This window comes from Pseudothermotoga hypogea DSM 11164 = NBRC 106472 (assembly GCF_000816145.1).
Lineage (GTDB): Bacteria > Thermotogota > Thermotogae > Thermotogales > DSM-5069 > Pseudothermotoga_A > Pseudothermotoga_A hypogea.
Genome location: NZ_CP007141.1, coordinates 2,085,495 through 2,106,484 on the forward strand (window position 1 = coordinate 2,085,495; position 20,990 = coordinate 2,106,484).

Sequence of the window (20,990 nt, forward strand, 5' to 3'; positions counted from 1 at the left end):
ATCGCCTCACAAGATGTAAGAGCTCAGGTCCTCGTCCGCAGCTATGGCCCCGATCTTTTCCTTCACGTATTTCGCGTCGACGACGATGCTCTTTTCAGAAACATCGGGAGCCTCGAAGGCGATGTCTTCGAGCACTTTCTCCACGACTGTGTACAGCCTTCGCGCTCCGATGTTCTCGAGTCTCTGGTTGAGGTCATACGCAATCCTGGCTATCTCTTCTACCCCGTCCTGTGTGAAAATCAGTTCGATACCCTCAACTGCCAGCAGGGCCTGGTACTGTTTGGTAATTGCGTTCTCTGGTTCGGTGAGTATCCTCACAAAATCTTTCTGGCTCAGTGGTGAAAGTTCAACTCGAATGGGGAATCGACCTTGAAGCTCCGGCATCAAATCCGATGGCCTGCTCATGTGGAACGCACCGGAACCTATGAAGAGTATGTAATCCGTCCTAACGGGCCCGTACTTCGTCATGATCGTTGTACCCTCGACGATGGGCAGAAGGTCTCTCTGAACACCCTGTCTTGAAACGTCCGGTCCACTGCCTGAAGATTTGACCGCTATCTTGTCGAGTTCGTCTATAAAGATTATACCTCTGTTCTGAGCCCTATCGAGCGCCTCTTGAACGACCTTGTCCAGGTCTAAAAGCTTCTCAGCTTCGATGGGCAAAAGAACTTTACGCGCTTCGGCAACGGTGAGCCTTTTTTTCTGCTTCGTCTTCGGCAGCAGACTACCGAGCATGTTGCTCAGATCGATACCGAGATCTTCCAGCTCTCCGGATCCAACGATTCCCATGAAAGGTGTGGCTTCTTTCTCGATCTCGATCTCGATCATTTCGTTTTCCAGTTCCCCACTTCTCAGTTTCTGCCTCATTTCTTCCCGTTTCTGTCTGATCAACCTTCTTTCCTCGACACTCTGCTGTGGTTGCTGCTGCATGCCAAAAAGTCCCATCAATCCGAGAGGCTGAGGTTTCCTGCTTTCTGGCACCAGAGCATCTAAGATTCTCTCTTCCACCATCGCTTCAGCCTTCTCTCTGACTTGTTCCATCATTTCCTTCTTGACCATGTTCACACTTATTTCGACCAGATCTCTTATCATCGATTCAACGTTCTTTCCCACGTATCCTATCTCCGTGAACCTGGTTGCTTCCACTTTGAGAAAGGGAGAACCAGAGAGTTGCGCGAGTCTTCTTGCAATCTCCGTTTTTCCAACGCCCGTGGGACCTATCATGAGGATGTTCTTGGGAAGCACTTCTTTTTGCCACTTCTCTGGTAACTTCTGCCGTCTTATGCGGTTTCTTATGGCTATCGCAACGGCACGTTTTGCTTGATGCTGGCCAACTATGTACTTGTCGAGCTCCGCCACTATTTGTTTCGGGGTCAGTTCATCGAAGTTCGTCATCTCGCCTCACTCCTTTAAAGTTCCTCGATCGTGATGTTGCTGTTTGTGTATATGCATATCTCACTCGCGATCTGCAAAGATTTCTCCGCTATCGCTCTTGCGTCGAGGTCGGTGTTTCGCATTAGAGCCCTCGCAGCGGCCAGCGCATACGGCGCACCAGAGCCGATGGCCGCCACGTTGTCGTCGGGCTGAACGACTTCTCCCGTACCAGATATTATGAGCACGTTGTTCCTGTCTGCAACGAGTAAGAGAGCTTCCAACCTTCTCAAGATCCTGTCCGTCCTCCAATCCTTCGCCAGTTCCACCGCGGCTTTCAACAGATTGTTTCCCCACTCTCTGAGTTTCGCCTCGAAACGATCGAACAGGGCCATGGCATCTGCGACCGAACCTGCGAAACCCGCTAAGACTTGACCATCAGCGATTTTCCTGATCTTCCTGGCGCCATGTTTGAGTACCGTGTTGCCATAGGTTACCTGACCATCTCCCGCCATGACGGTTTTACCGTTTCTCGAAACAACGAGTATAGTTGTAGATCTCCAACTCATTGGCTCACCTCCTCGAGAACGTTGTAAAATGCTACGAATCTGGAATACCTTTCCCAAAGTTTCAGTGCCATGGGCACGTTGTTCACCACAACCTTTATCTCCTGAACTGCCTGGTTGAGCTTGTTCTGATCTTTGATCACGTTTGATAGCAATCTCTGCACTTCGTTGATCATCGCGCTCGTAAGACTCGACACCAGGCTGTGAGCCTTGTTCACATCACCGCCTTGAATCGCCGTCAGTTCATTGTTTATCGCCATTTTCCAGTCTGCGGATTTGAACTGCGACTCGATTTGATCTGAAAGTCCCTCGACGATCGATTGCACGCTCTTTATCCTCACGCTCGGTACGTTCTCCTTCGATAGTATCCGTTCGATCGCCTTCGACACGTTCTGGAGGTACTCGTCTATGGTTTTCTTGAGATCCAATCTCTGTAGTTCGCTCGCTATTCGCTCGAAACTCGGTTTGTAATCTTCACGCATTGTTTGTAGAAGTTCATTTGCACGAACAGGATCGTGTGCTCTCAAAAACTGGACTGCGACGAGATAGATCAATGCAGCGCCATCTGGAACGCCCCAGACCCCCTTAGAAGCAACGGCTTCGCACGCCCAAATCTCTTTACGAGCCAGGTACTGCAGAAATTCTATGGCTTTATCGTTCGTCAAAGATTCGAAGCTCGCCAACTGTACTGCCAACACCCTGTAGATGTCTTCACCCTGAATCGCCCTCAGCGTATCGGGATTTTTCCATTCGGGATATCTGTTCCAAGAGTCTGGCAAACGATACACTGTGCCCTTCGCCCAGTATATGAACTCGTCTCGATACTTTTCGTAGAGCCCTTCGAGCTTCTGCAGTACCGCTTTACCAGTTTCATTTTCTTGGAGATAGTCCAACTGGCGTCTCAACTGTTTGATAGCACCCGCGAGCGTTGCGTACCTCGCGGCGAGAGCCTTGTAGGTGTTTCGCTCGTTGAAACTCAGCAACGATGTTTTGAACAGCGCGCAGGAATCGATCATCGCCTGAAGATACGCTATGGTGCTCTCATCGATCGAATTGGGATTGGACCTCCTCAAATCCATCAAGAAGAGCAGATCTGAGGTCTTGAACTGAGGTGCGATGACACTTTGGTAATCATCGTAGTTCTGAGTCAGAACCGACGTTTTTCCATCCTTCAGAGCATTCGTAAGCCCACTGATCCTTTCCCCCCTCAGCGCCAGAGAAGCAAGATAGAAATGTGATTTTCCGTACGTGTGGTTCAGCTTGACGGATTTCAAGAGGTTCTCCATGGCCAGTTTCGAATGCTGTTGCTGCAGTCGCTGTATCTCCTTCAAGCCGTTTCTCACCTTTTCAAGGTCGTTCGTGATGCTGGTTCTCATCGAAACGATTTGATTTATTCTCCTCTTTTCTACCTCTACAGGATCGAGGTTCTCGATCTTGAAGTTCTCAGGCCTCAAGTTGACGAACGGGCCAGACAGGTTCTCGAGCTCCTCCAACCTCGTCAAGAGCGTTTTTTCAAGTTGCTCCAATCTGTTCTTCTCACCTTCCAGATTGGCGAGGAAGCTGTACGAGCTGTTCCCACTCTTGAAGTAGACTTCAGAAACGAAGTAGTTCCACTTAAGATAGGTCGTCGACAACACTGTGAACAAAGCTAAGACCAACGCCACGGCGAGCTTGAAACCACGCAGGTTGATTCTCCATGACAGAAACCCGTTTTCAATGGGATTGAAATGAACTCCTGTCGCAACCGCAGCGTAGAAGATCGCAAGCAACGAGTTCGGCAAAAGATGGCCTGGAAAGCTGAAAAAGCTTTGAACCATGAACCCTACAAAGCCCACACTCATGGCCAAGAACAAGAGAAAGTCCTCAAAGCTCTTCAACTTCTTGAAACGGTTCAGGGCGTACACACCGAGCAAGACGGCCAAAACCAACAACGTGACAAAACCGAGTACACCCATTTCACCCAGCACCTGGAAATAATCGTTGTGCGTGCGTTTGAAGTTGTTCCATACGTAAAGGAATCGAGGATGTTTCTCCATCACTTTCGCCAGCTCTTCGATGGCGAGAATTTGGTAGGTACCTATACCTGTACCTATCCACTTGCTTTTTTTCCACTGTTCAACGGCAGAAAGCCACGCTAAGAGCCTTTCTTCCGCGTTCGAAGCGAAAACTTGGGGGGCGAACCTTCCAAGGAGTGAAACTGTTCCATACCTCGTCAGCGGATTGTCCGTGTTGTAAACGACAAGCACCGCTATCGACAGGATCACAAGGAGAACAAAGATGATTCTGTTGAAGCGTTTTAACTGTTCTCCGAACGGCGCCTCTTCTCTCTCTTTGTTCCTACGATAGATGAGATAAAAGAAAACGAAGAGAAAGATCATGATCGCGAGCGCTATGTATTCTGACCTGGTTTGGCCTATGGCGATCACGATCAACGCCAAAAGGAAGTAAACCAGAGAAAAGATCTTGACCATCACATACTCTTTCTTCTTCGCGTTCTTCCAACCGTAATTGTTCGAAATGATGAAATAGAGGCTGACGGGTAACAGCATTCCAAGATAATTCGTCACGAAGATGACGTTCCCAACGCTCGATCTTATCGTGACCCTGTCGAAAGGTGCACCGACGTTTCCGAAGAAAATACTGGTTCCGGTGTAGAAATTGAGCAAACTATCTATCGCCACAACCATGCCAGATGCGAGGAATGTCAGTAAAAGTCTCGTTATGACGTCCCTCGAGCGTGTTCTGTTCGAAAAATAAAGCGCCATGAATGCCGTGAGGAGAGTGTAGAGGGCTATGTCGATGGAGTATCTGAAGTAAAAACGGTTGTTCTGAAACACATACAGCGTGGAGAGCAGAGCGCACGCAGCGAAGATGAACCAAAGCAGGTTCGCAAAGGATAGATGCAAGCTCAGTTCGAACTTGTTTCTCTTGGACCATTCTATCAAGAGCAATATCACTATCAACAGTGCGAAAAGAGTGATGAACGCGTATTTGGGCACGCTGAACTCGTAAGTGATTTTCCTGTTCGCCAAAAGTGCGATCACGATTATGCTGACATGCAGCATCGCTTCTTCCAATTTCTTCATGCGCTTCCTCCTCACCCTTTGAAAATCAGCACTAAGTAATCTATTATGGGGGACAAAACCAAAGCGGGTAGCAAGTTACCCACCTTGATGTCCCTGACCTCGAGCAACCTCAATCCGATCGCAAGAACGATGAGACCCCCGGCGCCCGTGAAGTTTGCGAGGTAAGTCTGCTGCGTCAGGAACGAAAGTTGCGATGCCAACAATACCATACCACCCTGAACGAGCAGAACGACGACACTCGTGAGAAGCACGCCGACGCCGTAGAGTGAGGCCAGAACGATCGAGGAAATGAAATCCAGTACAGATTTCACATAGATCAATGTACCATCGTTCAGCAGGCCAGCTCTCACAGAACCAACGATCGTCATGGGACCGACGAGGAACAGCGTGGTCGCTGCCACGAAACCCTTCGCGAACCTGGTCGAATCCTTCGAGAACTTACCAACCCTCGACAGTTTCTCTTCTATGTCGAGTGTTTCACCAAGGATTGCACCGAGTGCGAGAGCGAGCAGAACGATTATGAAGTTCGAAGTGTCGAGAGTCATCTTGATCCCAACACCAACCGTGGTCAAACCCACTGCCTGGAAGAGGACCTTCTTGAACCTTTCGGAAATCGCTTTGCCAAGAGCCATGCCCAGCAAAGAACCAGCGAGCACGCACGCGGAATTGATCAAGACCGAAGGATGTATTTGAAGCACCTCCTCTCGAGGTTTATTATACCTTTGGAGGTGGAGCGATGGTCATCCTGTTCGACATTGGAAACACGCAAACTGTGCTGGGCGTTACCGACGACGGTGTGACATTCCACAAGTGGAGGTTCTCCACGCAACGATCGGGAACGGAGGACGAGATATTCGCCGTCGCATCCATTTTACTCGAAAAACTGTTTGGAACGATACCACACTTCGAAGGTGCCGTGATCGCTTCGGTCGTACCGTCTCTGAACTACGTTTTTCAGAGACTGGTTGAGAAGTACTTCAGCATCGAGTGCACGTGGGTGGAAGCAGTGAACTCGTCGATGGTGAAATGGAACGTGAAGAATCCTTCTGAGATAGGTGCGGACAGGGTGGCGAACGTCTTCGCCGTTGTGTTCGACCATCCCGACGCATTGGTGATAGATGCTGGAACTGCCATCACGATAGATGTTTTGAAGGATGGAAACTACGAAGGTGGAGTGATAATGCCAGGACTGATGACCGCGGCCTACAGCCTGTTCGAAAAGACTGCGAAGCTTCCTCAAGTCGATCTCCACGTGCCGACAAACTGCGTGGGCAAAGATACTTCCGAGAACATCAGGATAGGCATCGTGAAAGGTACCGCTTACGCACTGAACGGTCTGATCAAGGAAATGAAGACCATTTACGATACACCTCCAATGGTGTTCCTCACGGGTGGTCAGAGCAAGGTTTTGGAGAAGCTCGTGGAGCATGATCATCTCGATCCTGATCTGACGTTGAGGGGGATGTTCAAATTCTGGCAAGTAAAAAGAAGATCGTTCTGATAAATCCCTGGATATGTGACTTTGCGGCGTACGATTTCTGGTTGAAGCCCGTTGGACTGCTGTACGTCGGATCCGTGCTTTTACACTACGGATTCGACGTGACCTTAATCGATCTTCTCAACAGGCACGATCCGAAGATCGCTTCCTTTGTTAAGCCCAAACCTGACAAGCAGTACGGCACGGGGAAATTTCACACCGTTGAAATCTCCAAACCACCGCAACTGTCGTTCGTTCCGAGGAAGTACAAACGTTACGGCGCGCCCGAGGAGTTCTTCATTCATGAGTTGAAAGGAATCGAAAAGCCCGACGCCTTCTTCGTCACGTCTTCCATGACCTACTGGTGGCCGGGGGTTCGCCAGACGATAGAAGTGATTAAGCGGGTGTTTCCGAATGCACTTGTGGTTCTCGGTGGCGTGTACGCACGAATCTATCCGGATCATGCGAGACTCCACAGTGGAGCGAACATCGTCTACAGCGCGGATCTGTCGCAGCTGAACACTCTGCTTTCTGATCTTTTTGGAGAGAGCTTTGATGATGATCTCAGCGACTGGTTCGAAAGGTTCGATCCTGCCTACGAGCTGTACGACAGGCTGGGTTATTTGGTTTTCTTCACGTCGCTTGGGTGTGTGTACAACTGCAGTTACTGTCTGACGCCCAAGCTGTACGGAAAGTGGGTATACCGGGATCATGAGCGAATATTGAGAATGATTCGAAAATACGTTCACATCTTCAACGTGAAAGACGTCGTGTTCTTCGACGATGCCGCCCTGATAGACAAGGAAAACCACTTCAAACCTCTATTGAGAAAGCTTATCCGTGCAAATCTCGGTGTCAGGTATCATCTTCCCAACGGCATTCACGCAAGATTGATAGACGAAGAGCTTGCCTGGTTGCTCAAGCAGGCGAACTTCGTTACGATCAAACTCGGTTACGAAACCTCCGGTCCTCTTCAGAACAAAACGGGTGGCAAGGTCCAAGACGAAGACATCCTCAGGGCAGCCCAAATGCTCAGGTCCGTCGGTTTCACATCCAGCGAAATCCAGGCGTACATCATGGTGAACATGCCGGGACAAACCGAGCAGGATGTGATGAACGCCATCGAAACCTGTAGAAAAGCGGGCATATCGATCTCTCTGAACGAGTACACACCGATTCCAAACACGACAGACTGGCTCGAATTGACGAGCGCCGGCATGCTGCCAGCCGACGTCGATCCTTTTCTGTTGAACAACACCGTTTTACCTTACTGGTGGAAAGCCGGTATGGATGTTGCGACCGTACAACGGCTCAAGGACCTGGCTCACGGAAGAACTTCTACTCTTCGCTCGTGACCTTCGTCGCGATCATACCAACCCCACTCGGGTAACCCCTCTTTTGAGCGAGCTGGTCCGCGAGCTTCTGGAAAACGACGATGATTGGTATTGCGGCGAGTTCTTCAGGAAGGCCAGACTTCAACTGGATCGTTCTTTTTGAGTCCTCTCGAACGTTGGTGATCGCCCACACTCTTTCGAGATCCGAAAGATCTTTCAGCATCTTGCCAACAACGCGTTCAGTTCTTCCCTCAAGATGAACAAGCGTCGCAGTTGCACCACCGATCAACAGCTCCATGGCACCATGACGAAAGCCTCCACCACTGTACCAGGAACTGTTGAGTCTGGCAACTTCTGCAAGCGTGAGCTGTGCCATGCGCAGGATCGGCACTGAAAAACCTCGTCCGACCAGAACAAGCTGTCCGTTTGCAGCCACACTCTCCACATAGTCTCGGATCTCCAGTTCAAGCGCATACTCCAAATGCTCGTCCAAACCTTCGAAGCTCAGAGAACGTCCCGCCCATCGTGATGTGATGAGGAGCAAGGTCAAAATGCTGTTGACGAAAGTCTTGGTTGAGCCCATGGCGCGTTCCTGCCCGGCGTGTATCAGAAAGACTCTGTCCTGACTCAAGGCTTTCGCAACGGAGCTGGATTGGTTGTTCGTGACGAGGATGGATTTTTTCCTGATCTTTGGATACTTTTCGATGAGCTTTCTCAGCTCCACTGTCTCACCAGACTGAGAAACCAACGCGATGGTATCGTACAAATCAAAATTCTTTTCATCCCAGTACCACAGCACTTCCGAAAGTTCCTCACACCTACAGTTGAAGCCAGATTCGTTGGCGTACACCGTGGCGTACAATCCTGCGTAGTACGAAGCTCCCATTCCCAAGATCAAAAGACTGACCGGTTTGAAAAGATCCGCTTTTCTCTTCGTCTCCTCTGCGTGTACGATCAGCTCACGAACGGCCCTTGGTTGTTCCGAGCAATCCTGTGCAAAAATTGACATCTACATCGAACCTCCCTTGTTACTATGTCCTACCAATTTATAACACATCACTTCAAAATCAGTTCAGCAAAAAGGCATACAAGTTGTGTAAAATATATGCGGTTCGAAGGGGTGATGTGTATGCCGAGATTGAGAGTGTACGAACTTGCGAAAAAACTGAACATGCCCACAAAAGATCTTCTGCAGGAGCTCGAGGAGCTTGGACTCGATATCAAGAATCATATGAGTTACATAGACGAAGAGACCGTCAAACTCTTGCTCGAACTCTTTGAGGAAGAGGAGGACGTAGAAAAGTCCAAACCCGCCGCCAAACCCAAGAAAGAGGAAGAGATTGAAGATGAAGTAAGGGAAGAGGTCCTTGTCGCGCCGGACGAACTCCAGGTCAACACACTCGCTCTGAAGATAGGAGTTCCATTGAACAAAGTCATTCAGGACATGTTCATGAAAGGCATTGTGCTCAAGCCAAATCAAAAACTGGACGAGAGAACAGCCAGAGAGATCGCGAAGATGTACGGATACAAGCTGAGGCTGCAACAGGAAACGAAGACGGAGCATGTAGAAGAGCAGATGAGCAAGCTTCAACAGATCGAGAAATATTTTGAGGAACTCTACACCAAGCATGCGGGCGAGCTGGTGTCAAGGCCTCCGGTCGTTACCGTGATGGGACACGTGGACCATGGAAAAACGACGTTGCTGGACAAAATACGGAAGACTCGGGTGGCAGAACAAGAAGCTGGTGGCATAACCCAGTCGATAGGCGCATATCAGATCAGCTACAACGGCAAGAAGATCACCTTCATAGACACGCCCGGCCACGAACTGTTCACGGAGATGAGGGCCAGGGGTGCTCAGGCAACAGACATCGTAGTACTGGTCGTGGCCGCAGACGATGGTGTGATGCCCCAAACCATTGAGGCGTACAACCATGCGAAGGCTGCGAACGTGCCGGTCATTGTTGCCATAAACAAGATAGACAAACCCAATGCGAACATCGAAGCGACGAAGCAACAACTGGTGTCGAAGTTGAACCTCATCCCCGAGGATTGGGGTGGTGATACGATCGTCGTACCCATATCCGCAAGGACGGGGCAGGGTATAGACGAGCTTCTCGAGATGATACTTTTGGTCGCGGAGATGAAAGAGATAAAGTGTTATCCCAAAGGTCCTGCCAGGTGTGTCGTTATAGAATCGAAGATCGAACGGGGTCTCGGGCCGGTCGCGAACGTGATCGTGAAGGATGGAATCCTGAAAGTCGGCGATTACGTTGTCGCAGGACCCATCTACGCAAAAGTCCGGACGTTGATCGACGACAAGGGCAAGCACATAAAATATGCTGAACCATCGCAACCTGTGATGATCGTTGGTTTCGAAGAATTACCGAATTTGCGATACGCGATCTATGCTGTTGAGGACCTCGAAACTGCCCGAGAGGTGAGCGAGGAGATAAAGGCTCGTATCGAGAAAGAAAGGCGCTCAAAACGGAGAATGACGCTTGAAGAGCTTTTGAAGATGATGGAAGAGAAGGAGAAGAAAGAACTGAACCTCATTCTGAAGGCTGACACGTTAGGCTCACTGAGTGCGGCTCAGAGTGCGGTTGAATCTCTGAAATCGGATGAAATAAAAGTTAACGTCGTGCACGCCGGGGTGGGACCCGTGACAGAGAGTGACATCATGCTCGCTTCCACCTGTGATGGCATTGTGATTGGCTTCAGGGTGAAGGTCGAACCACAGGCGAGAAAAGTGGCCGAAACAGAAGCCATCCAGGTGAAAACTTACGAGATCATATACGATCTGATCGACAGCCTGAAGCTCTCCTTGGAAGGTATGCTCAAACCACAGATCGTGGAGGAACTCATAGGCCGTGGCGAGATCAAGAAGGTCTTCGACATAAAGAAAGTTGGCAAAGTCGCAGGAGTACAGTTACTGGAAGGTAAAGCGACCCGCGACAGCAAAGTCAAAGTGTACAGAAACGGTATGCTGTTGTTCACAGACGAAATAGAGACCCTCAAACACTTCAAAGAGGACGTCAGCCAAGTAGAAGCACCGCAAGAGTGCGGTATAAAGTTCAAAAGCAGAGCAGATTTCCAACAGGGCGATGAACTGGAATTCTACCAGCTCAAGGAGATCAAGAGGGTGCTTTGATATCTGTCGCTGAGTCTTTTCCAGCGCACTTTTCGCAGACTCCATAGACAACGAGTTCCGTTCGCTTCACCTGTCCCAGAATTTGGAACGAGACTTCGTAACTTATGTCGTAGACGCTCCCACACACTTCGCAGACGAAGTGCCCGTGGTCAGAGGTGTCGATATCGTAAATGGCGCCAGTCTCAATGATGGGAATCTTTCTGACCTGTCCCATCTGTTCGAGCACACGAACGGTGTTGTATATCGTTGTGAAAGAGACGCTCCCGACCTTGCGCAACACATGTTCGTATATCTGCTGTGCGGTGGGATGAGTTCTGTGTGTCTGAAGAAACCTTATGATCTCAACCCTCTGCGGCGTGACCTTTAGACCTTTGGATCTGAGCATATCAGCAATTTGACTTGTTGTCATCCGTCAACCTCCTACAAAATTATAACACTTTCACCAACTTTTTGCATGTATAATCTAACCGGAGGTGCTCTGTGATTAGGTTGGCCCAGGCCGTTGAAAGTATCAGGCAAGAGGCGGCACCGCTCGTTGAAGAACGCTTCAGGCAGTTCAAAGAGCTCGGCGAGAATGGAACCAATGAAGAACTGTACAGCGAGCTGTGCTTCTGCATACTCACGGCGAACTGGAGCGCCAGAGGTGGCATGGAGGCGCAACAGTTGATCGGCGTCGATGGCTTCATGAAGATGAGTGAGGAAGAACTGACCGAGTCGTTGGTGCGTTTGCACCATCGTTACCCGAAGGCCCGTGCTTCGTACATAGTCAAAAACAGATGGGTTGTGTATCGTTTGAAAACTCTGCTCTCGTTACCTCCAACCGACGCGCGAGAATGGTTGGTGAAGAACGTGCTCGGCATCGGTTACAAGGAGGCAAGTCATTTTTTGAGGAACGTCGGTGTTGAGGATCTTGCGATACTGGACAGACACGTACTCTCTCTGATGAGAAACTATGGTTTAATCGATTCGATACCGCAATCACTCACGAAACAGAGATATCTGAGTCTGGAAGCCTTGCTGAAAGAAGAAGCTCGATACTTCGGAGAACCACCGGGAAAGTTCGATCTGTACCTTTGGTACTTCGTCAAGAAGACCGTTGAAAAATAGGAGGAAAGATCGATGGTGAGAGTCAGATTCGCACCGAGTCCCACAGGCTTTCTGCACGTTGGAGGGGCAAGAACGGCCCTGTTCAACCATCTGTTTGCAAGGCATTTCAACGGCACCTTCGTTCTGAGGATCGAGGACACGGACATAGCGCGCTCAGAACGAATCTTCGAGGAAAAATTGATGGACTCGCTTCGCTGGTTGAAAATTCAGTGGGACGAAGGACCAGACATTGGAGGACCTTTCGGTCCTTACAGACAGAGCGAAAGGCTCCACATATACAGAGAGTACGCCGAAAAACTGGTGAAAGAGAACAAAGCGTACAGGGTCTATGCGTACCCCGAAGAGATCGAACAGCTCAGGAAAGAGTTGCTGAGCAAAAACTTGCCACCACACTACACTCGCGAGATGTTCGATCGGTTTGCCACAAGAGAGAGGATCAGAGAATACGAAGAAAAAGGTTTGGAACCGGCCATCTATTTCTCGATGCCGAGGAAAACGATCGTTCACAACGATTTGATAAAGGGTCAAGTCGTGTTCACCGAAGGCTCCGTCGGAGATTTTGCTCTCCTAAGAAGCAATGGCATGCCAACGTACAATTTCGCATGCGTAGTCGATGATATGCTCATGAAGATCACACACGTGATAAGAGGGGACGATCATTTACCAAACACGGTCAAACAGCTCGCGATTTACGAGGCCTTCGGTGTTGAGCCTCCACAGATAGGTCACGTGTCGATGATCCTCGGCCCAGACGGTAAGAAGCTCAGCAAACGTCACGGTGCCACATCTGTAGAAGAGTTCAGGGCCAGAGGATATTTACCGGAAGCGGTGGTGAATTATCTGGCTCTGCTCGGCTGGTCGCCACCTGACGCTCAGGAGATCATGTCGATGGAGGAGATGATCGAGAAGTTCTCCATAGACCGTGTGAGCAAGAATCCTGCCATATTCGATCCCGGAAAGCTCAGATGGATGAACGGATACTACATAAGGAAGGCGGACGCCAGAAGGATCGTGGAATTACTCATCCCATACATAGAATTGAGGGGATGGTCCTGCACGAGCAAAGAATGGCTCGAGAACGTATTTTTGTGTGTCAGGGATCGCATGCACACACTCGAAGAATTCACGGACCTTGCGGACTTTTTCTTCGTCAGACCTGAGGTTACGTTACAGGCCGATGAAGCGATCCGAGGAGGCTTGCTTGAGTGTGCAACGAGGCTCGAACAGGCGGTTGAACTGACCAAAGAAGGATTGGTCAACGTGTTCCGTGAAGTGATTAAAGGTTTGAAACTGAATGCAAAAGAGTTTTATATGAGCTTGAGGAAAGCCTTGACGGGAAAGAGCGAGGGGCCTGAATTGATAGATATCGTGACGCTGCTTGGGCCAACCGAAACGGTGGCGAGGATCAAAAAGGCACTGGGGGTAGGATGATGTTTCTGAAAAACACACTTACGGGGCGGCTCGAGAAGTTCGAACCTCTCGAACCCAACGTCGTGCGAATGTACGTGTGTGGTCCGACGGTGTACGGACTCATACATGTGGGCAACGCGAGGCCCATGATCGTCTTCGATGCCCTCAGGAGGTATTTCGAGTACAGGAACTATCGCGTGATAATGGTTCAGAACTTCACGGACATCGATGACAAGATCATAAACCGTGCCAACGAATGGGGAGTCGACTTTGAGGAAGTTGCAGAGACCTTCATTCAAGAGTACTGGAGGGACGCGAGCGCGCTTGGCATCAGAGCGGCGAATTTCACTCCAAAGACGTCGGACTTCGTGCCTGAGATCATCGACGCCATAGAGCAGTTGATAAGAAAAGGACACGCGTACGTCGTGGATGGCGATGTGTACTTCGATGTGAAGAGCTTTCCAAAGTACGGAGAGCTTTCACACAGGAGTTTGGATGAGATGATCGCTGGTGCGAGGGTCGAAGTGAGTGAAAAGAAGAGATTCGCACTGGATTTCGCGTTGTGGAAGGCGGCCAAACCCAAGGAACCTGCCTGGAACAGTCCATGGGGAAAGGGAAGACCGGGTTGGCACATCGAGTGTACCATCATGTCCACGAAACTTCTCGGTTCCACACTCGATATCCACGCTGGAGGAGAGGATCTCATCTTTCCTCATCATGAAAACGAGAAAGCACAGAGTGAAGCATTGACAGGAAAACCATTCGTGAGATACTGGCTCCACAACGCTCTGGTGCGTATTTCAGGTGACAAGATGAGCAAATCCTTAGGCAACATATTCGTGCTCAGAGAAGCCTTGAAGAAGTTCGGCGCCGATGGCTTGAAGCTTTATTTTTTGTCCAAGCATTACAGGAGTCCCATCGATTTCTCCATAGAGTCGCTCGAGGCGAACGCGAAGGCGGCCAGGAGGGTTCTCGAAACTTTCAAGCGCTTCGAATCGAAATTCTCCTTAATCCCCGTACCAAAGAACGAGCCCTGGATGAACGAGCAAAGACAGAAATTCATCGAAGCGTTGGACAACGATTTCAACACGCCTGAAGCGATCGCACAGATCTTCGAACTCGTAGGATTTCTGAACAGATTCATGGACGAAAGCAACGAAGAAGGTGCGCTGAGGGCATACCACTTGCTCCGAAGAGAGTTTTGTCCGGTACTGGGACTGTTCGAAGCAGGAACACGGTCCGAAGAGACAGATGTCGATCCGCTGTTGCGTCTGATCCTTGACGTGCGAAAAGAGTTGAGGGAAAGAAAATTGTACGATCTCGCCGACTCGATCAGAAACAGGTTGAAGTCACTCGGAATCGAGGTGCGCGATACACGCGAAGGCTCCACGTATTCTTTCCACGGGGAGGTATGAGTGATGTGGGAACACGTGAAGCTCGTGGATCCAGAAGTGTACGAAGTGATCGTGAACGAACTGAAGAGACAGGAATACGGGCTCGAGCTGATCGCCTCGGAGAACTTCGTTTCTCCTGCGGTCATGGAGGCCATGGGCAGCGTTCTGACCAACAAGTACGCAGAAGGTTATCCAGGCAAACGTTACTACGGCGGTTGCGAATGGGTCGATAAGGCAGAGGAACTTGCCAGAGAAAGGGTCAAACAACTCTTCAAGGTGAAGTACGCCAACGTTCAGCCGCATTCCGGCTCGCAGGCGAACATGGCTGCATATCTGGCCGTCGCCGAACCGGGGGATGTGCTCATGGGCATGAGCCTCTCCCACGGTGGACACTTAACCCACGGGGCAAACGTCAATTTTTCAGGAAAACTTTTCAAAGTGGTCCAGTACGGCGTGGATCCAGAGACCGAGATAATAGACTACGACGCAGTGAGAAAGCTGGCTCTCGAACACAAACCCAAGATCATCGTGGCCGGAGGAAGTGCTTATTCACGGATAATAGACTTCAAAAAGTTCCGAGAGATCGCCGACGAGGTCGGCGCGTATCTGATCGTGGACATGGCGCACTTCGCAGGTTTGGTCGCCGCGGGCCTGTACCCGAATCCTGCGGACTACGCACACATAGTGACCTCGACAACACACAAGACGCTCAGAGGACCCAGAGGGGGCCTCATACTGACGAACGATCCAGAGCTGTACAAACAGATAAACAAGTGGGTCTTCCCCGGCACTCAGGGTGGTCCGCTCATGCATGTGATTGCGGCGAAGGCCGTGTGCTTCAAAGAAGCGCTGAGCCCGGGGTTCGTGGAGTATCAGAAGCAGATCGTGGCGAACGCGAAGGCGCTCGCTGAAGAATTGTCCAGAATGGGTCTGAGAATCGTGTCGGGTGGAACGGACACGCATCTGATGTTGGTCGACTTGACCCCACTGAACGTGACCGGAAAGGCGGCAGAAAAAGCGCTCGAAAAATGCGGAATTACTGTGAACAAGAACACGATTCCAAACGAGACGCGTTCTCCTTTTGTGGCCAGCGGCATACGTGTTGGCACACCGGCAGTCACGACAAGAGGTATGACCGAAGCGGAGATGAAGCAAATAGCACGACTCATATACAGAGTTCTGGCGAGCATCACGGACGAAGAAGGTACAATACCAGATCATGTGCAGAGCGAAGTTCAGATGGAGGTCAAACAGTTGTGTGAGAGATTTCCCCTGTATGTGAACAAGATAAACTTTTAAGCAACCTTCGAAAAGAGGCCCCATTCCTGGGGCCTCGCATTCTTATCCAGCTTTATCGCCGTGTTCAATTCTGTCTGCGAGATTTCTCTCACGAACGAGAGCTGAAGAGTTCCAGAACGTAATCCACCACCACGTCGAGACTGACCTCTACTTGTGTGAAGCTTTCGAGTAACTTGACGTGAGCGACCGAGCGCGAAAGCTCTTCATCGCCGAGGATAATGACCACCTTCGCTCCGATTTTGTTTGCATGCTTCAACTGCGCCGTGAGTTTTCTGTCGTTCACCTCGTTGATGACGGGTACTCCTTTCTTCCTCAACTCCTCAGCTATCTTGAAAGCCTCGATCGACGCTTTGAGCCCAAGGCTGGCAACGTACGCGAAACACCTTTCCCTACGTGGAACATTTGTTCCCTGACTCTTGAGTGTCAAGACGAGCCTTTCTATTCCACTGGCGAAACCGAGCGCCGGTATAGCCTGACCTCCGAGCTCTGAGAACAGACCGTCGTACCTGCCGCCCGCGAGGATCGTGTTCTGCGCTCCCAGTTCCCTGTGTCTTATCTCGAACACGGTTCTCGTGTAGTAATCCAACCCCCTCACGAGTGTGCCGTCTTCGACAAAATCGAAATGCAGTTCCGTGAGCTTCTGTTTCAGCTCCTCGTAATGCGATCGACACTCGTCGCAGAGGAACTCGAAAGACTTGGGGGCCTTTTCAGCGAGATGTGCGTCGATTTTACAGTCTAAGAGTCTGAGAACGTTCGTGTTCAAGCGCCTCTCGCAATCATCACACAGTAGATCCACGTGCGATTCGTAGTACTCCTTCAACTTCTGTTTGTAGATCGGCCTGCACTTTGGACAGCCTATGGAGTTGAGATGCACCATGTAATCACGAACACCTATCCTGTCGAGAAAGTGCTTGGCTATCAACAGTACCTCGACGTCCGCCGATGCGTGTGCGGAACCTATGAGTTCGACGCCAAACTGATGGAACTGTCTGAGGCGTCCTGCCTGAGGTCTTTCGTATCGGAACATGGGTCCTATGTAGAAGAACCTCTGAGGTAAACCTTCGTTGATCATGGAATTCTCTATGAACGCGCGCACCGTAGGTGCTGTACCCTCGGGTCTAAGCGTGATGCTCCGACCTCCTTTGTCCGTGAAGGTGTACATTTCTTTCTGCACAATGTCCGTCTCCTCACCCACACTCCTCACGAACAGCTCCGTGGGTTCTATGATCGGTGTTCTGATCTCTTCGTAACCGTAAAGATTCGCAACAGTGCGCGCGTTTTCTTCAATGAAGTACCAATAATTCACTTCATCGCCATAGATATCCTGCGTTCCCTTGATCCGTTCGTACTTCAAACCCTGCTCCCTCCTCCGTTCATCATAACACGACGACAATTCTACGAAGCATTTCAAAAACTTCGTTGTCTTCGAGGATACTTTTCAAACGCTCCAGGTTTTCGATTGGTCGAGATAGAATTATCCTGCTCGCCCTCTTTTCACCAATTCCCGGTAGATGGATCAGTTCCTCGTAACTTGCCTTGTTCAGATTCACAGGATATTTCAACGCGGTGAGGGACCGTGGTCCGTGATCGACGATGACTACATCGATGGGATTCTCGAACTTTCCAACTACTCCAACGAGAAACGGATAGGTTCCAAGCTGGCGGGCAAAAGTGATCTTGCCCTCGCGAAACTCTGGATAGACCTTCCTCAACACACTGCCAACGGGAACCACGCGCTTGAACATGGGTATATCTATCTCTCGCCGAATGATCTCTTTGTAGGTCCTGTAAAGCCTCTGATCTGGTCCCTTCAGTTTTCTGAGCTGTGCGTATCTCCAGAGTGGCGTACCCGGCTCCACGATGACCTGTCTGATGTTTATCCTTCTGACGAGCAAATCCCGTTCGAGGATCATCCTGAGCCACTTTAAGTTCTCTTCGTAAGTCTGTTTCGTCTCACCAATCAGGCCGTAAAGCAAATTCAAACCCGGAAGCAACTTCGGAACTCCATCCACTCTGACCTTTCCTATCTGGTTGACGATCTCTATCGCCCTCAAGACCTTTTCTGGTTCCACCGCGATGTTGTTCTTTCTCAGAACGTTCACGTCGAAGCTCTCCACACCGAAAGAGAGTACGTCTGCCGGTGTGTTCCACTTGACTATCGTTTCCAGTATCTTCACGCACTCTCTTTCGTGTTGAACGATGTACATCGGGTTCGCGTTGTCGTGATGGAGAACTTCCAATTCTGGACACGCGTTCCGCACACCTTCGTACAGTTCTTCAAAAACTTGTGGGATTGGCTTTCCATCGTTCTTGTCCGAGCAGTAGGCCAGAACGTTGGCAGAACGGCCGAACCTGAAAGCCCTGCAACCCTGCCTGTGCAGCTCTCTGACTTCCTCAACGACGTGGTCTACAGGCCTCGAAGTGAAATGGGGATAAAAGACCGGCTCTATGCAAAAAAAGCAGTGCGTGCGCCTTTCACAACCTCTGGATAGCTCAATCTCACAGATGATGTTTGGATAGCGAGGGTGCTGCTTGATAACGGAAGCGCCAAAGAGGCTCGCCTGTTTCACCAATTCCCAATCGTTTCGAGGCCTTTCAGCATTGAAGAGAAGATTGTAGAGTTCGACGGTCAAATCGGGCCCGAGGCGGACGTCCGCATTCAGAGTCCTTAGCTTCGCGAACGTTCCGCCCTGAACCGCTTGAAAGCGAGCGAAAGGACCGGCGAGGATGCGCAAACATGATGAAGAACAGCTCGCGAAGATCTTCTCCACTTCGTCAGGTCTGATTGGCTCGCCTCCGACGTATTTTCCAGGCACTGCGACTCCACCCACAACGAGGATCAAATCGTAATCCTTCAAGCTGCTGAGGTCAGGAAGCCTTCGCAGCTGATCTATCGTGAGATAGTCAACGAAGTAGTTTTTCATCATCAGCACGCCTGCAGCGTATCGAACGTAATGACTGACGTAGGGAGGAACGCCGAGCGCGGCTGGCTCATCGACGTATCCGTCAACTATCAACGCCCGCATCCTCTTTGTTTCATCTCTCCTTGGTGAGAAGGGACTTCACCTGTTCGAGGACAGATTGGTCCTGAGCTATGATGTACAGATAGTAATCCTTTCCTTTGATCCTGAGGAGTTGTTCGTTCTGTTCAATGTTCACCGTCACATCTTTCGATGAGCACACCATCTTTATCACCGATCCAGATTTGTGGTTTGCGATGATCATGACGACTTGTTCGCCACCGATCTGCAACCGCGAAACCGTGTACCAGTTGACAGTGCTCAGGATCAACTTTATTTCGTTTGGAAGGTTAACCGTCTCCTCTGCGGATTTGATTCCGTAACGTTGCGCGACCTCTTCGAAACTCTCCTTGAGGACTTCCACGTGCTCGTAAACCAGTTCTGTCGTGACGTTGTTGAAGACTCTGACAATTTTCTCTGGAAGACCCTCTTGGGTGATGAACGCGGTGAACAAACCTGAAGGAGAATCCACGGTGATCTTATACTTCTTGTCGACTTTCTCCAGCTTCGTGATGCCTTGCTCTCTCAGTTGTTTGATGAACAGATCCTCAAGGTCGAGTATCTCCAGAGGCGAGTTACGATAGTTGTTGGGTTGTCCCATGACGAAGAGGCCAGATCGCCTTGCCCAAACCAAGAAGACCGGGTCAAGAACGTGTACGATCTTGTCGTTTGGCCACCTGTAAACCATCTCGACTCGTGTCTTGTTCGTTGGGCCTTTCTCAACGACGATCCTTCTACCGAAGTAGGACGAGTTCAAATAGAGTTCAATGAACGATTGTGCGAGAACTAAGCTCGTTACCAAAACTATTGCTGCGAGGAACAAAGTTCTTCTCATCTACACGTACTCTCCTGGACCTTCAAAATCCGTCTCCCACCAGTTTGACCAGGCTCAGATAGTCAAAAACTTCCGATACAACCTTACTCTCTTGCACCATGGGTTCGACGTTCCGTCTTGGGACAAGGTTGAAAGTGATGTAAAACGCGGCTGCAACCACGGCGACACCCATTGCGACTTCCCAGAGGATTCTTCGAGGTTTCATGAATCTGTGGATGATCTTTTCTTCGAGCTTTGCACTCGGTCTGTAGTCGTACCTCATTCGAAAGACCTTCAAAGCTTCAGAGTAGAGTTTGATATCGTTCTTCGTTTTCTCGTCCAGGACTTCATCGTCAAACTCACCGTCGAGGAAACCGTTGAACCTGTCCTCGCTCATTCGCGAGCCTCCTCCAGCAATCTCTTCAACCTCTTTCTCGCATAATGCAAACTGCTCTTGACACTTCCGATAGGTTTAGACACGATTTTGCTTATCTCTTCGTAGCTCAAACCATCGACGTCGCGCAACTTTATCAACAGCCTGTCTTCGGGTGACAACTTTTCCAGCGCATCCATGATCCTCTCGTATTCCAGCTCTCCCGTGACGGTCTCCTCCGTATCGATCTCTGAAACAGGATGCTGACTCGGATGTTCCTCATCTTCGGTGAAATCCGTCAAAATTTCGCTCCTTCTTTTGTACTTCGCCAGATAATCCTTGCACACGTTCACAGCGATTCTGTATATCCACGTCGACAGCTTGGAATCCCCTTTGAATTTCCTTATACTCTTGAAGATTCTCAACATCACATCTTGTACCACGTCGTCGACATCGTCTGAGCCAAGGTACGACCTCGCTATGGAACCGATCTTGCCGGCATATTCTCTATAGAGAATTCTGAATGCTCTCTCATCCCCGTGTCTCAGTCCCTCGACGAGTTCTTCGTCACGCATCCTCTTCCTCCTA

18 protein-coding genes are annotated in these 20,990 nt (G+C 50.1%); 7 read left to right on the forward strand and 11 right to left on the reverse strand.

The window, feature by feature from the left end; translation table 11 throughout:
• Positions 1-6: 6 nt before the first annotated feature.
• From hslU to AJ81_RS10280, 4 genes are read right to left on the reverse strand one after another with little or no spacing between them, the layout of a single operon-like run.
• Positions 7-1,395 (reverse strand): ATP-dependent protease ATPase subunit HslU, encoded by a 1,389-nt coding sequence (gene hslU / locus AJ81_RS10265; protein WP_031502749.1) that lies wholly within the window; start codon positions 1,393-1,395, stop codon positions 7-9.
• 14 nt (positions 1,396-1,409) lie between these two features.
• The gene (hslV, locus tag AJ81_RS10270) at positions 1,410-1,940 is read right to left on the reverse strand and encodes an ATP-dependent protease subunit HslV (protein WP_031502751.1); all 531 of its coding nucleotides are present in this window, start codon (positions 1,938-1,940) and stop codon (positions 1,410-1,412) included.
• Positions 1,937-5,023: an O-antigen ligase family protein gene (locus AJ81_RS10275; RefSeq protein ID WP_031502752.1), complete on the reverse strand. Its 3,087-nt coding sequence runs from the start codon at positions 5,021-5,023 to the stop codon at positions 1,937-1,939. Before AJ81_RS10275 ends, hslV begins: the two co-directional genes overlap by 4 nt.
• A gap of 11 nt (positions 5,024-5,034) precedes the next feature.
• On the reverse strand, positions 5,035-5,721 hold the full coding sequence (locus AJ81_RS10280; RefSeq protein WP_038059555.1) for a DUF554 domain-containing protein: 687 nt from the start codon (positions 5,719-5,721) through the stop codon (positions 5,035-5,037).
• A gap of 38 nt (positions 5,722-5,759) precedes the next feature.
• On the opposite strand from AJ81_RS10280, the gene AJ81_RS10285 reads away from it, so the two are divergent.
• Together AJ81_RS10285 and AJ81_RS10290 are read left to right on the forward strand one after the other, a co-directional pair.
• Positions 5,760-6,524, forward strand: a complete 765-nt coding sequence (locus tag AJ81_RS10285) for a type III pantothenate kinase (RefSeq protein ID WP_031502756.1) — start codon at positions 5,760-5,762, stop codon at positions 6,522-6,524.
• 41 nt (positions 6,525-6,565) lie between these two features.
• Entirely contained in the window at positions 6,566-7,855 is a 1,290-nt protein-coding gene (locus tag AJ81_RS10290) for a B12-binding domain-containing radical SAM protein (protein ID WP_231845427.1), read from the forward strand.
• On the opposite strand, the gene AJ81_RS10295 is transcribed toward AJ81_RS10290, so the two are convergent.
• Positions 7,839-8,843 (reverse strand): SIS domain-containing protein, encoded by a 1,005-nt coding sequence (locus AJ81_RS10295; protein WP_031502760.1) that lies wholly within the window; start codon positions 8,841-8,843, stop codon positions 7,839-7,841. The genes AJ81_RS10290 and AJ81_RS10295 overlap by 17 nt on opposite strands.
• A gap of 120 nt (positions 8,844-8,963) precedes the next feature.
• Here AJ81_RS10295 and infB point away from each other — a divergent pair, with 120 nt between their 5' ends.
• Entirely contained in the window at positions 8,964-10,985 is a 2,022-nt protein-coding gene (gene infB, locus AJ81_RS10300; RefSeq protein ID WP_031502762.1) for a translation initiation factor IF-2, read from the forward strand.
• Here the strand turns inward: infB and AJ81_RS10305 are convergent.
• Positions 10,969-11,394 (reverse strand): Fur family transcriptional regulator, encoded by a 426-nt coding sequence (locus AJ81_RS10305; RefSeq protein WP_051368913.1) that lies wholly within the window; start codon positions 11,392-11,394, stop codon positions 10,969-10,971. The genes infB and AJ81_RS10305 overlap by 17 nt on opposite strands.
• 71 nt (positions 11,395-11,465) lie before the next feature.
• Here AJ81_RS10305 and AJ81_RS10310 point away from each other — a divergent pair, with 71 nt between their 5' ends.
• From AJ81_RS10310 to glyA, 4 genes are read left to right on the forward strand one after another with little or no spacing between them, the layout of a single operon-like run.
• Positions 11,466-12,092, forward strand: a complete 627-nt coding sequence (locus tag AJ81_RS10310; protein ID WP_051368910.1) for an N-glycosylase/DNA lyase — start codon at positions 11,466-11,468, stop codon at positions 12,090-12,092.
• A 12-nt stretch (positions 12,093-12,104) separates the two neighbouring features.
• The gene (gltX, locus tag AJ81_RS10315) at positions 12,105-13,523 is read left to right on the forward strand and encodes a glutamate--tRNA ligase (RefSeq protein ID WP_031502768.1); all 1,419 of its coding nucleotides are present in this window, start codon (positions 12,105-12,107) and stop codon (positions 13,521-13,523) included.
• Complete coding sequence (gene cysS, locus AJ81_RS10320; protein ID WP_031502770.1) at positions 13,523-14,917, forward strand: cysteine--tRNA ligase; 1,395 nt, start codon at positions 13,523-13,525, stop codon at positions 14,915-14,917. The genes gltX and cysS overlap by 1 nt, the downstream gene beginning before the upstream one ends.
• Positions 14,918-14,920: 3 nt before the next feature.
• Positions 14,921-16,195 (forward strand): serine hydroxymethyltransferase, encoded by a 1,275-nt coding sequence (gene glyA, locus AJ81_RS10325; RefSeq protein WP_031502772.1) that lies wholly within the window; start codon positions 14,921-14,923, stop codon positions 16,193-16,195.
• 88 nt (positions 16,196-16,283) lie between these two features.
• Here the strand turns inward: glyA and hisS are convergent, their stop codons facing one another.
• Genes hisS through AJ81_RS10350 form a run of 5 tightly spaced genes read right to left on the reverse strand, consistent with a single transcriptional unit; the run spans position 16,284 to position 20,977 of the window.
• A complete protein-coding gene (gene hisS, locus AJ81_RS10330) occupies positions 16,284-17,549 on the reverse strand; it encodes a histidine--tRNA ligase (RefSeq protein WP_031502774.1) in 1,266 nt (421 codons plus the stop codon).
• A gap of 22 nt (positions 17,550-17,571) precedes the next feature.
• Entirely contained in the window at positions 17,572-19,221 is a 1,650-nt protein-coding gene (locus tag AJ81_RS10335; protein WP_031502775.1) for a radical SAM protein, read from the reverse strand.
• Between the two features lie 10 nt (positions 19,222-19,231).
• Complete coding sequence (locus AJ81_RS10340; protein WP_031502776.1) at positions 19,232-20,050, reverse strand: hypothetical protein; 819 nt, start codon at positions 20,048-20,050, stop codon at positions 19,232-19,234.
• Positions 20,051-20,072: 22 nt separating this feature from the next.
• Positions 20,073-20,426 (reverse strand): hypothetical protein, encoded by a 354-nt coding sequence (locus AJ81_RS10345; protein WP_031502778.1) that lies wholly within the window; start codon positions 20,424-20,426, stop codon positions 20,073-20,075.
• A complete protein-coding gene (locus AJ81_RS10350; RefSeq protein WP_031502780.1) occupies positions 20,423-20,977 on the reverse strand; it encodes an RNA polymerase sigma factor in 555 nt (184 codons plus the stop codon). The genes AJ81_RS10345 and AJ81_RS10350 overlap by 4 nt, the downstream gene beginning before the upstream one ends.
• Between the last annotated feature and the right edge of the window lie 13 nt (positions 20,978-20,990).